Here is a 12601-nt window from a genome sequence, read left to right on the forward strand (position 1 = left end):
GAATACGAACTTTCCACACCGGCGCGCGCGTTGCTCGCGCGCGAGGGATGAGCAACGCAGGCCGAATGCCGAGTAGCGCAAGAGGCTGGGGAGGTTTGAGGCCCGGTGCTGTGCCGCTGCGGTCTCTCCGATGCCTCGGCAATAGCTAGCTTCGTGCTGATTTTGACCGCGACGAGTGAGATAGCTACTGCTTGAGCCTCGGAGAATCCGCACAGCACGGCACCACACCGCACCGCGACCGCAACAGCGGGCTTTCAGACCGCCCCAGCCTCGGCGGTCACATAAACGCGAGCGCCTCCCTCGCGCGATGTGGCGCGACACGGAGGTCGCGCCGTCAGCGCACGCGCTGACGAGCCTCGACTCGTTTCACTCGTCGAGATGCCGTGGGAGCGACGTTCCCACAAGCCTGCGCTCGGTTCCCTCGCACAGACGCCAGCACGCGTCGGAAGCAAGGACGAGCCAGCACGAGTCAGAGGGAGAGTCAGCAAGCGCACCGACCCGAATACTAGTATCGAGCGAAACCACCTATAAATCGGGCTCTCACGCCGGGTTTCGATGATAAACGGTAGACGGTAGACTTTAGGCCGAGCGGCAGAAATCGCGGGTTAGAATGGTCTCGCGGCTCGTGCTGGGCTGTGGAACGGTGGGCCAGAACCTCGTGGAGGCGATTACCGACCGTCCCGGCAGACTCGTGGTCGTGGACGACGCCGAGAGCCGCATCGAGGCACTCCGCGACGAGAAGGTGTCGGCCAGCCACGGGGACCCCACCGAGCGCGAGAGCGTGGCCGGGAGCGTCGAGGACGTAGACGTGGTCGTCGTGGCCGGCGACGACGCGGCCGCGAACTGCCGGGCGACCGAACTCGCGGCCGACCTCTATCCCGACGCGTACATTCTCGCCTACACCGGAAAGAACCCTACCGACGACCAGCGGTTCGTGCTCTCGGCCACCGCCGACCGGGTTATCGACCCGACCGACACGGTGGCCGAGCAGGTGCTGACCGCCGCGCTGGGCGAGTACGCGTTCCGAACCGCCACCCTCCGGCGGGTGCTCCGGAGCATCGACGGGACGCTGGCGGTGTTCATGCACGACAACCCCGACCCCGACGCCATCGCGAGCGCGGTCGCGCTGTGTCGCATCGCCGAGGAGTTGGACGTCGACGCGCAAGCCTGCTACTTCGGCGAGATCTCCCACCAGGAGAACCGGGCGTTCGTGAACCTGCTCGACCTCGAACTCCGGAACGTCGAGGCCGGGCCCGACCTCGACCTCTCGGAGTTCGGCGGCATCGCGCTGGTCGACCACTCGCGGCCGGGCGTCAACGACCAGCTTCCCGAGGACACCCCAGTCGACGTGGTGGTCGACCACCACCCGCCGAAAGAGCCGCCCGAGGCCCGGTTCGTCGATTTGCGGAGCGACGTGGGCGCGACCTCGACGCTACTGGCCGAGCACACTCAGCGACTCGGCGTCGAGCTGACCGAGGACGTGGCGACCGCCCTGCTGTACGGCATCCGAGTCGACACCAAGGACTTCGCGCGCGAGGTCTCGACCGCCGACTTCGAGGCCGCCGCGATCCTCCTTCCCCTCGCCGACGTGGCGACGCTGGAGCGGGTCGAGAGCCCCTCGGTGTCCGCGGACACGTTCGAGACCATCGCGCGGGCTATCCGGAACCGCCGGGTCGAGGGCACCGTGCTGGCCTCCTGCGTCGGGAAGCTGGCAGACCGGGACGCCTTGGCGCAGGCGGCCGACCAGTTGCTCGCGATGGAGGACGTGTCGACCACGCTCGTGTACGGCTTCCGGGACGGCACCGTGTTCGTGTCGGCCCGCGCGCGGGCGACCGACGTCGACCTCGGCGAGACGATGCGGGCCGCGTTCGACCAGATCGGCAGCGCGGGCGGCCACGCCGACATGGCTGGTGCTCAGATTCCCCTCGGACTGCTCGGCGAGGTCGAGGCCGAGGAGGAGGCGTCGCTGACAACCGTCGTCAGCGAGGTCGTCACCGACCGCTTCTTCGAGACCATCCGCTCGACGCCCGGGTCCGACGCCAGCTACTCACACGGCGGCGACGCGAACTTCGACGGGACGGTCGTCGAACCCGAGGACTGAGTCGAGTCGCTTGTCGAACCCGAGGACTGACCCGAATCGAGCGACGCTCGGGTCGCCCACCAGCTATTCCCGCCGCGACGCCTTCCATCCGCTATGAACATCGAGCAGTCGATGGCGGAGATCGACCGCGCGGTCGAGGAAACCATCAGCGACCCGCGAAAGTACAGGAACGAGCGGTCCGAGCGGTCCCAGCGGCGTGCCTACCAAAAGTCACTCGAAGCCGTCGACGACCTCGCCAGCGAAGCCGCGGTCGAGCGGCTCGCGACGTGGATCGCCGACACGATCCGTGAGAAGGAGAAGCTCCCGACGAGCAGACGAGTCCGCAAGAAGGGCGCGGAGATCTGCCGGGACGCCGGGCACTCGGTGTCGACCAATGACTGGCTCGGATCGTAGCTATATCGCGATCAGAAAACCGAAACCGCTCGACCGCTTCAGTCCCCGCCGACCTTCTGCTGGATGTCCTCGACCACGTCGGGGTTTCGGAGCGTCGAGGTGTTACCCAGCTCCTCCTCGTTCGCGATGTCCTCCAGCAGGCGGCGCATGATCTTGCCCGAACGGGTCTTCGGCAGTTCGGGCGTGAAGATGACCTGCTCGGGGCGTGCGATGGGGCCGATGGCGTCCTCGACGCCCTGAACGATGCGGTCGCGCATCTCCTCGTCCTCGTCGTAGCCGTCCTCGGTGATGACGTAGGCGTAGACCGCTTCGCCCTTCACGTCGTGGCTCCCGCCGACGACCGCGGCCTCGGCGACGCCCTCGACGCCGACGATGGACGACTCGATCTCCATCGTGCCCAGCCGGTGGCCCGACACGTTGATCACGTCGTCGACGCGGCCGAGCACCGTGACGTAGCCGTCCTCGTCGATCTTCGCGCCGTCCTCGGGGAAGTACACCCAGTCGTCCATGTCGTCGCTATCGGTGTCCGAGTACTCCGCCCAGTACTCGTCGATGAACCGCTCGTCGTTCTTGTAGAGGGTGCGAAGCATCCCCGGCCACGGCTTGTTCACCGTCAGGTAGCCCGCTCGACCGGCGTCGACCTCCTCACCGGTCGTGTCGACGACGCGGGCGTCGACGCCCGGCAGGGGCGGCCCCGCGCTGCCGGGCTTCATCGTGCTGACGCCCGGTAAGGTCGTGACCATCATGCCACCGGTCTCGGTCTGCCACCACGTGTCCACGATGGGGCAGGACTCGTCGCCGATGTGCTTGTAGTACCACTTCCACGCGCGGGGATTGATGGGCTCGCCCACGGTGCCGAGCAGGCGCAGGCTCGACAGGTCGTGTTGCTCGGGGTACTGGCTGCCCCACTTCATGAACGCCCGGATGGCGGTCGGCGCGGTGTACAGCTGGGTCACGTCGTACTCGTCGACGATATCCCACAGCCGGTCGCGCTCGGGGTGGTCGGGCGTCCCCTCGTACATCACGCTGGTCGTCCCGAGCGCGAGCGGGCCGTACACGATGTACGAGTGACCCGTGATCCAGCCGATGTCGGCCGAACACCAGTAGGTGTCCTCGGGCTTGACGTCGAGTACGGCCTGGGAGGTCCACGACACCCACGAGAGGTAACCGCCGGTGGTGTGCTTGACGCCCTTTGGCTTGCCCGTGGTTCCGGAGGTGTACATCAGGAACAGCATGTCCTCGGCGTCTCGGGACACCGGCTCGACCGCCGCGCCCTCGTGGTCGGCCACGAGGGCGGCGTAGTAGTGCTCCTCGTCTTCGAGGTCGTAGCCGTGGCCGTCGTCGCCGAGCCGGTCGACGACCACCACGTCCGACACCTCGTGGTCCACGCCGCCGAGCCCCTCGCGGGTCTTCTCGAAGTGGTCGAGCGCGTCGCCCCGCCGGTAGTAACCGTTCGCGGTGACCAGATACTCCGAGTCGGCGCTCTCCATGCGAGTCGCCAGCGCGTCGGCCGAGAACCCGGCGAACACGACGCTGTGTGGCGCGCCGATGCGCGCGCATGCCAGCATCGCGATGGGCAGCTCCGGAATCATCGGCATGTACATCGTCACCACGTCGTCCTCGCCCACGCCGAGGTCACGGAGCGCGGCCGCGAACTCGTTGACCTCGCGGTGCAGCTCCTCGTACGTGTAGGTCACGTTCTCCTCGTCGCTCGGTTCGCCCACCCACTCGATGGCGGCCTCGTCGCCGCGCTCGTCGAGGTGCCGGTCGAGGCAGTTCGCGGAGGCGTTGAGCGACCCGCCGGTGAACCACTCGTAGAACGGCGGGTCGGAGGCGTCGAGCACCTCGTCGTACTCCTCCTCCCAGTCGAGCAGGTCGGCCGCCCGCTCCCAGCACTCGGGCCACTCCTCCTCGAACTCCTCGTAGATGGCGTCGTCCGAGACGTTGGCCTGTTCGACGAACTCCGCCGGCGGCTCGAACGCGTCCTGCTCCTCCAGCCGCGCTTCGAGTTCCGCGGTATCTTCGGACATAGGTTCGTGCTAATACTCACTAAGGGGAGCAATAAAGGTTGGCGAGTTCTCCCACACTCGAATCCCCCGAAAGAACGTCGTCCCGTCCGAGCAGGGCCGGTAATCACCGCTTATGCGAGGACGACGTGACAGCGACGCCGGACATCAGGTCCGCGCATCAACCCCATCCGCGAGGACGTCAGTTCAGCGCGTCCACCTCGTCCGCGAGGTCGTCGGGGCCGTCGACCGGGCCGTTGACGAACAGTCCGTGCGCGATGACGGCGACGGCGATCAGCCCCGCGCCCGTCACGGCGGTCGGAAGCGCGACCGACGTGAGCAAGTCGACGCCCGCGCCGAGCGCCATCGTTCCGAAGATGACGGCCAGCACGAGATCGTAGTACTGTACGGTGTAGTTCACACTGGAGTGACGGCCCGCCGCCGGAAGAAGCTTGGGCAACGGTCGGTTTCCGCCCACCGAAAACGCCGACTCGAAGCGCCGGCGCAGTCGGTCGTCGGTTCAGTACGCGTTGACGAGATCGACGAAGTAGTCCCAATTCCAGTTCGCACCGGGGTCGGTGTGGTTGCTACCCGGGACCTGGTCGTGACCGATGATGCCGCCGGTGGGGTTGTCCCACGCGTTACTTGGTACCCAGGTGGCGCGCTGCTTCGGGATGTCGTACTGCTCGCAGAGGAACGCGGCGAGGTCGGCCGACTTCTGGTACTGGGCGTCCTCGTAGGTGCCACTGACGTAGCCACCGTGCTCAATGCCGACGGAGGTGTCGTTGTAGCTTCCGTTACCGGCGTGCCAGCCGATGTTGATCTCCGAAAGGCTCTGGTAGAGGTAGCCGCTCTCAGCGACCGTGAAGTGGGCACTCACGTTTGCGTCGGGGTTCTGGAACCAGTTGACCGCGCCGCTGGCCGACCCTTGGACCGTGTGGATGATGATCCCAGTTGATCTCGCTCGCACCGCGGTTCCCACTCGTGTAGTTGCTGGGATCGGCCGGCTCCCAGTCGACCTCCGGCATTCCCACCGAGACGGAGCCCGATAGGGCTGCAGTCCCTGCGACTCCCGCTGTACTTGCTGCACCGAGCTTCTTCAGTACGTCTCGTCTGGATTGCATTGCCTTCCACGATATTAACCCATTATTAATATTATTCTTCTATATTAAATTTATGATTCTGTAGTTTATAATAATACCCTGTACGGACTCACGCGCGAATAGCGGTGCGACTGTTTGCTGTCGAAATTGCGCCGCAAAACTGGTGAATCGGCCGGGCTACGCCACGCTGGCGGTCTCCTGATAGCTCCCGTACTTCGCCTCGAACACCGTCATGATCTCGCCCATCGTGGCGTACACCTTCACGGCGTCGACGATGGCGGGCATGACGTTCTCGTCGGCCTCGATGGCGTCCCGGAGGTCGTCGAGCGCCGCCTCGACCGCGGCGTCGTCGCGCTCGTCCTTGACCGATTCGAGCCGGTCGAGCTGGCGCTGCTGGGTCTGTTCGTCGACCTTGAGGATGTCGGGCCGGGTGTCCTCGTCGATCTCGTACTCGTTGACGCCGACGACCGTCTCCTCGCCCGATTCGACGCGCTCCTGATACTCGTAGGAGGCGTCCTGGATCTCGCGATGGAAGTACCCCTGCTCGATGCCCGCGAGCACGCCGTCCCGGACCGAGCCGTCGCCCATCTCCTTGATCTCCTCGATGTAGGCCATCGCGTCTTGTTCGACCTCGTCGGTCAGGCTCTCGACCGCGAACGAGCCGCCGAGCGGGTCCGCGATGTCTGCCGCGCCCGACTCCTCGGCGATGATCTGCTGTGTCCGGAGTGCGACCCGGACAGCCTCCTCGGAGGGTAGCGCGAGGGCTTCGTCGAAGCTGTTGGTGTGGAGGCTCTGGGTGCCCCCGAGCACGCCCGCGAGCGCCTGAATCGTCACGCGGACGATGTTGTTCAGCGGCTGCTGGGCGGTCAGGCTCTGGCCCGCGGTCTGTGTGTGGAACTTGAGCTGCTTGCTGGCCTCGGCCTCGGCGTCGTACCACTCGTCCATGACGGTCGCGTAGATGCGCCGCGCCGCGCGGAACTTCGCGATCTCCTCGAAGATGGCGTTGTGGGAGTTGAAGAAAAAGGAGAGCTGTGGCGCGAACTCGTCGACGTCCATCCCGCGGTCGAGACAGTCCTCGACGTACGCGAAGCCGTCGGCGAGGGTAAAGGCGAGTTCCTGAACGGCGGTCGAGCCGGCCTCGCGGATGTGGTAGCCCGAGATGGAGACGGGCTTGATCTTGGGGGTCTGGTCGACCGCGAACTCGATGGTGTCGGTCACGATGTCGAGGCTCGGCTCCGGCGGGATGACCCACTCCTTCTGGGCGATGAACTCCTTGAGCATGTCGTTCTGCATGGTGCCCCGCAGCTCCTCGCGCGGGACGCCCTGCTGGTCGGCGAGCGCGACGTACATCGCGTAGATGACCGGCGCGGATGGGTTGATGGTGAAGGAGGTCGAGACCTCGCCGAGGTCGATGCCGTCGAACAGGATCTCCATGTCTCGGAGGGTGTCGACCGCCACGCCCTCCTTGCCGACCTCGCCGTCCGAGAGCGGGTCGTCGCTGTCCTTGCCCATCAGGCTCGGCATGTCGAACGCGGTCGAGAGGCCGGTCTGGCCCTCGTCGATGAGGTAGTGGAACCGCTCGTTGGTCTCCTCGGCGGTGCCGAAGCCGGCGAACTGGCGCATGGTCCACGTCCGCCCGCGGTACATCGTGGGGTACACCCCGCGGGTGTACGGCTCCTCGCCGGGGTAGCCCAGGTCCTCCTCGTAGTCGATGTCGGCCACGTCGTCGGGCGTGTACAGCCGGTCGACTTCGAGGTTCGAGACGGTAGCGAACCGGTCCTGGCGCTCGCCGTAGGCGTCGAGTACCGGGCCGAGCGTCTCTGCTTCCCACTCCTCCTTGCCGTCGCGTATCTCAGCGAGGTCGTCCTCGTCGTACATGTCTACACCGTAGGTCCGAAGAATCATTAATATGGTTGGATTCGGTCCCCGAAGCGACCACCGACGAGTTCAGCTCGGCACCTCGCGCTACTGCAGCCGCTTCGTGGTCTCGACGAGGGGATGGCGCGCGTAGTCGACCACGTCGATGTCTTCGAGCGTCTCCAAGCCCTCCTTCTCGGCGGTCTCGGCCATGCCGAGGTTCACGTCCTCGTCGACGAGGATGACGTAGGCGTCCATCTCGTCGAGGTCGATGCGGTCGGCCGCCATCACGCGGTGGTGGCCGTCGGCCAGCAGCAGGTCCTCTCCCTCGCTGTTGGGCGCGCAGTCGATGACGACCAGCGGCTCCGCGAGGCCGCGTTCGAGTTCGTAGGTCCGGCCCTCCAGTTCGTCGGCGTACACCTTCCCCTGCGTGGGGGTCAGGTCGTCGAGCGACACCTCGCGGCGGGTCTGCTCGACCTCGGTGTCGTGAATGGATTCGAGGGTGCGCATCAGCTTGCCGACCTTCTCGGGGGTCGCGCGCTCGATCTGCGAGCGGATCACGTCCGTGTTCGTGATGATGCCCACGAGGTTGCCCGCGTCGTCGACCACGGGGAGCTTCTGGATGCCCGACCGAAGGATGACCCGCGCGGCGTCGTCGACCTTCATGTCTGGGTGTGCGACGATGAGGTCCTGGGACATCACCTTGAAGATGGGCTCGTCGGGGCCCTCCAACAGGAGGTCGCGCGCGCTCACGAACCCCTCGACCCGCCGCCCGTCGCAGACCGGGTAGCCGTTGTGCTCGTCGCTCTCGACGATGCGCCGGGACACTTCCTCGACGGTGGCGTCGGGCGAGACCGTCGCCACCTCCCGGGTCATGTAGTCGCCGACCTTGGCCTTGCCGTCGGCCATACCGCCGTCCGGTGCCGCCACGTCCATGGCCCCACGAACGAACGCGGTCGTCAAAAGGCTTCCCGCTTCACGGAACGGCCCCGTGCGTCACGGAACGACTTCCAGCTTCGCGGGGTTCGTTGGCGGACCACTCGCGGCGACGAGACTCGCACTTTTTTCGCGCCGTCGTCCCTCGTACCCACCGGAATTTATATCATCAAAGTCGATGAACGACGGGGTATGCACAAACCCCTGCTCGTGACCGACTTCCTCGATAGAGCGCGGGAGTACTACGGCGACGAGGAGGCAGTCGTGGCGACCACCGGCGAGCGATACACCTACGACGAGCTCGGCGACCGGGCCGACCGGCTCTCGGCGGCGCTGGCCGCGCGCGGGATCCGGAAGGGCGACCGGGTGGCCGTGCTCGACCCGAACACCCACTATCACCTCGAAGCCGCCTACGCCATCTTCCAGCTCGGCGCGGTCCACACCCCGCTGAACTACCGACTCACGCCCGACGACTTCGAGTACATCCTGAGCGACGCCGGCGTGGACGCGGTAATCGCCGACCACGAGTACGCCGAGAAGATCGAGGCGGTCCGCGATTCGGTGCCGACAGAGGTGTTCATCTCCAACGACGCCGAGCAGACCGAGAGCGAGGCGCGACGCGCCTCGGACGCGTCGAGCGGGCAACCGCGAGACGGCGACTGGGAGGACTTCGAGGCGGTGATCGCGGAGAGCGACCCGGACTACCACCGCCCGGAGATGGCCGAGGACGAGGTGATCACCATCAACTACACGTCGGGAACCACCGGCGACCCGAAGGGCGTGATGCGAACCCACCGGACCGAGACGCTCCACGCCTACCTCATCTCCATCCATCAGGAACTCCGCGACGACGACGTCTACCTCTGGACCCTGCCGATGTTCCACGTCAACGGCTGGGGCCACCTCTACGCCGTCACGGGGATGGGTGCGACCCACGTCTGCACGCGCGGGGTGGACGCCGCCGAGATTTTCGAGACGGTCGCCGCCGAAGACGTGTCGTACCTCTGCTGTGCGCCAACGGTGCTGAACCGACTGGTCGACTACTTCGACGAGCACGGCCCCGAGACGCGAGGCGACAACGACGTGCGGGTCGCGACCGCGGGGTCGGCCCCACCGGAGGCCACCATCCGTGCGGTCGAAGAGGAGTTCGGCTGGTACCTCAAGCACGTGTACGGCGCGACCGAGACCGGACCGCTCATCACGACCTCGGACGCTCGCAGGCTCCTACCTAAGGGAGAGGAGCGATTCGCCCTCAAGAAGCGACAGGGCATCCCGTACCTCGGCACCGAGGTCGCGGTGGTCGACGAGGACGGCGAGGCGGTCCCGCGTGACGATTCGACCATCGGCGAGATCGTGGTCCGGGGCAATCAGGTGATGGAAGGCTACTGGGAGAAGCCCGACGCGACCGACGAGGCGTTCTCGGACCGACGAGAGGGCTGGTACCACACCGGCGACCTCGCGGTCGTGGACGACAAGGGCATGCTCGCCATCCAGGACCGCAAGAAGGACATCATCGTCTCGGGCGGCGAGAACATCTCCAGCATCGAACTCGAAGACACCCTCTTCGAACACGAGAAGGTGGCCGACGTGGCCGTGATCCCCGCGCCGAGCGACGAGTGGGGCGAGACGCCCAAGGCGTTCGTCGTCCCGGATTCGGGCGATTCGGACGCTGCCGGCGTCTCCACCGAGGAACTTCGGGAGTTCGTCCGCGACAGGGTGGCCTCCTACAAGGCGGTCCGGCGCGTCGAGTTCGTCGAGGAGTTGCCGACCACCGCGACCGGGAAGATCCAGAAGTACGAACTCCGCGAGGAGGAGTGGGACGAACAGGATCGGATGGTGGGAGAGGGATAATCCGATGGTAGCAGAGGGATAACCCGATGGTGGGAGAGGGATAATCCGATGATGGGTGAGGGTTGATCTCGGACGCGGTCGCCCCGCTACGCCATCGTGACGTGCTGGCAGTTGACTCCCAGTCGAATCTCCGGTGAGCCGTCCTGCCCGTTCTCGACCCACACCTCGATACCCGTCCAGTTCTCGCCCTCGCACGGGAGCCGTCGGTGCTCGAACCCCGGCCAGTCGCGCTCGAACCGCGTCCCGTCGACGGTCACGACGACGGTCTCCGGGTCGGTCGACTGGGGGAACGTCGCGTCCTCGTGGGCCTCGTTGCTGTCCGAGAGGCGATACTCCCGCTCGAAGAGGACCGTTCCGTCGTCGTTTTCGACGGTGACGGTCACGTCGTGAGTCTCGTCGCGGTCACCGAGATACACCGTCACCGTGTGAGCAGGGCGTGACGACGACCCCGGGACGGCGCATCCAGCGACTGCGACGAGTGCCGCGCTCGAACTGGCGAGAAACGTACGACGGTTCGGGGAGGGCATCGGTTCGGTACGTGACGACGCTCCGACTGTTAAGCCCATCTATGATGCCTATATAGAAATCCCGGACGTGGCGAGACCGGTCGTGACGTCTCTCGAAAGCCCCGCTCGCTCGCGGTCGCTGTGATTTCACCGGGCAGGTCCTGGCTACTGTCGAGCAGGGTGCTCGCCGGCGGTCGACCGGCAGCGCGTCAGCCGTGACGCCGACCTCACCGTCGCGTCGCTGGCCGAACTCGCCGTGTCGCTGTAACTGCCCGGAACGGCAGTTCTCGGAGCCGGGGCAGAGCGCGTCACGGCGCGAAATTATTGGAGAAAGAATATGACCGGGCTGGAAGTCGAGTACCGGTGGATTCACCGGTAACGCTTGGCTACCCGCGGGATTCAACGATTTTTTACAGGTTCGAAGTCGGAAGCATCCCGTATAATTATTAATGATGTTCGCGTTCCCTGATAGCATGGCACGGGGAGAGCAAAACGACGTGTCGCGCAGAGACGTGGTGAAGATGGCCGGAGCGACCGGTCTCGCGGGGGTCGCCGGAGTCGCCGGGAGCGCGAGTGCACAGGAGAATCCGCCGATAGGAAACTACCCGATTCAAGGGGACACTGCGACGTTCGGCTTCAACGTACCGCAGTCGGGGCCGTACTCCTCGGAGGGGCAAGACGAACTCCGGGCGTACGAGTTGGCGGTCCAGCACCTCAACAACGGCGGTGGTTGGGTCGACAACTGGGAGGGCCTGTCGGGCAACGGGGTGCTCGACTACCAGCTCGACTCCGTGACGGGCGACACCGCGACCGACGCGGACACCGCCCGCCAGTCGGCCCGTCGGATGATCCAACGGGACAACGCCATCATGGTGTCGGGCGGGTCGTCGAGCGCGGTGGCGGTCGCGGTCCAAGAGCTCTGCCAGCGCGAGAAGGTGCAGTTCATGGCGTGTCTGACCCACGCCGACGACACCACGGGTGGCGACTGCGTCCGGTACTCGTTCCGGGAGATGTTCAACACGACCATGTCGGCCCAGGCGCTCGCACCGGTGGTGACCGAGGAGTACGGCGACGACCTCAACTTCTACCAGTTGTACGCCGACTACAACTGGGGACAGTCCCAACAGGACTCGATGAACACGTACTTCAGCGACGCCGGCTGGTCGCAGGTCGAGAGCGTCGCCACGCCGCTGGGCACGTCGGACTTCTCGTCGTACCTCTCGCAGGTACCCCGAGACGAGACCGACGTGCTGTTTCTCAACCACTACGGGCTCGACGGGGCGAACTCGCTGTCGCAGGCCATCGACAGGGGCCTGAACGAGGACATGGAGATCGTCGTCCCGCTGTACAACCGGCCGATGGCGCAGGCCGCCAGCGGTGCCATCGAGGGCGTGTTCGGGACCGTGGCGTGGGACGCCCAGATCGACAACGAGCCGTCGAATGCGTTCACGGAGACGTTCCAGAACGAGTACGACCGCATCCCGTCGGGGCCGGCCCAGCTGGCGTACGCACAGACGCTGCAGTACGCAGCGGCGGTCGAGCGCGCGGGGACGTTCTACCCGCCGGAGGTCATCAGGCAACTCGAGGGCCACGAGTACGACAACATCGGCATGGGGCCGGAGACGATGCGGGCGTGCGACCACCAGGCCCAGCGGGCAGTTCCCGTCGTGCGCGGACTGCCCGAGGGCGAGCAGGAGGAGGGGTCGTTCTTCGAGATCGTCAACCTCACGCCGCGCGAGGAGATCGGCTACGGCTGCGACGAGGGTCCGGCCGCGGAGTGCGAACTCGGACCGTACGAGTAGGTGGGTCCCCGACGGGACCCGGTCGACGACCGAACCAAACTTTATG

General features: G+C 66.0%; 11 protein-coding genes. 4 read left to right on the top strand and 7 right to left on the bottom strand.

What is annotated here, in order from left to right:
• The first annotated feature begins 610 nt into the window (after positions 1–610).
• Together DPQ64_RS00430 and DPQ64_RS00435 are read left to right on the top strand one after the other, a co-directional pair.
• Positions 611–2101 (top strand): DHH family phosphoesterase, encoded by a 1491-nt coding sequence (locus tag DPQ64_RS00430; RefSeq protein ID WP_115862381.1) that lies wholly within the window; start codon positions 611–613, stop codon positions 2099–2101.
• Positions 2102–2194: 93 nt separating this feature from the next.
• On the top strand, positions 2195–2494 hold the full coding sequence (locus tag DPQ64_RS00435) for a hypothetical protein (protein WP_115862382.1): 300 nt from the start codon (positions 2195–2197) through the stop codon (positions 2492–2494).
• 38 nt (positions 2495–2532) lie between these two features.
• On the opposite strand, the gene acs is transcribed toward DPQ64_RS00435, so the two are convergent.
• The 6 genes from acs to DPQ64_RS00460 all read right to left on the bottom strand — a co-directional run bounded on the left by acs (position 2533) and on the right by DPQ64_RS00460 (position 8396).
• A complete protein-coding gene (acs, locus tag DPQ64_RS00440; protein ID WP_115862383.1) occupies positions 2533–4524 on the bottom strand; it encodes an acetate--CoA ligase in 1992 nt (663 codons plus the stop codon).
• Between the two features lie 178 nt (positions 4525–4702).
• On the bottom strand, positions 4703–4921 hold the full coding sequence (locus tag DPQ64_RS00445) for a hypothetical protein (RefSeq protein WP_115862384.1): 219 nt from the start codon (positions 4919–4921) through the stop codon (positions 4703–4705).
• A gap of 99 nt (positions 4922–5020) precedes the next feature.
• Positions 5021–5470: an N-acetylmuramoyl-L-alanine amidase gene (locus DPQ64_RS00450; RefSeq protein WP_232820435.1), complete on the bottom strand. Its 450-nt coding sequence runs from the start codon at positions 5468–5470 to the stop codon at positions 5021–5023.
• Entirely contained in the window at positions 5355–5624 is a 270-nt protein-coding gene (locus tag DPQ64_RS19440; protein WP_232820436.1) for a twin-arginine translocation signal domain-containing protein, read from the bottom strand. The genes DPQ64_RS00450 and DPQ64_RS19440 overlap by 116 nt, the downstream gene beginning before the upstream one ends.
• 156 nt (positions 5625–5780) lie before the next feature.
• On the bottom strand, positions 5781–7481 hold the full coding sequence (locus tag DPQ64_RS00455; RefSeq protein WP_115862385.1) for a methylmalonyl-CoA mutase family protein: 1701 nt from the start codon (positions 7479–7481) through the stop codon (positions 5781–5783).
• Positions 7482–7568: 87 nt separating this feature from the next.
• Positions 7569–8396: a CBS pair associated ParBc domain-containing protein gene (locus DPQ64_RS00460; protein WP_232820437.1), complete on the bottom strand. Its 828-nt coding sequence runs from the start codon at positions 8394–8396 to the stop codon at positions 7569–7571.
• 192 nt (positions 8397–8588) lie between these two features.
• Between DPQ64_RS00460 and DPQ64_RS00465 the strand changes: the two genes are divergently transcribed.
• A complete protein-coding gene (locus DPQ64_RS00465; protein ID WP_115862386.1) occupies positions 8589–10247 on the top strand; it encodes a long-chain-fatty-acid--CoA ligase in 1659 nt (552 codons plus the stop codon).
• 86 nt (positions 10248–10333) lie between these two features.
• On the opposite strand, the gene DPQ64_RS00470 is transcribed toward DPQ64_RS00465, so the two are convergent.
• Positions 10334–10669 carry a hypothetical protein gene (locus DPQ64_RS00470; RefSeq protein WP_232820438.1) on the bottom strand — a complete coding sequence of 112 codons (336 nt, stop codon included), beginning with the start codon at positions 10667–10669 and terminating at the stop codon, positions 10334–10336.
• Positions 10670–11226: 557 nt separating this feature from the next.
• Between DPQ64_RS00470 and DPQ64_RS00475 the strand changes: the two genes are divergently transcribed.
• Entirely contained in the window at positions 11227–12555 is a 1329-nt protein-coding gene (locus tag DPQ64_RS00475) for a substrate-binding protein (protein WP_115862388.1), read from the top strand.
• Positions 12556–12601: the final 46 nt, after the last annotated feature.

The organism is Halorussus litoreus, from assembly GCF_003382685.1.
Lineage (GTDB): Archaea > Halobacteriota > Halobacteria > Halobacteriales > Haladaptataceae > Halorussus > Halorussus litoreus.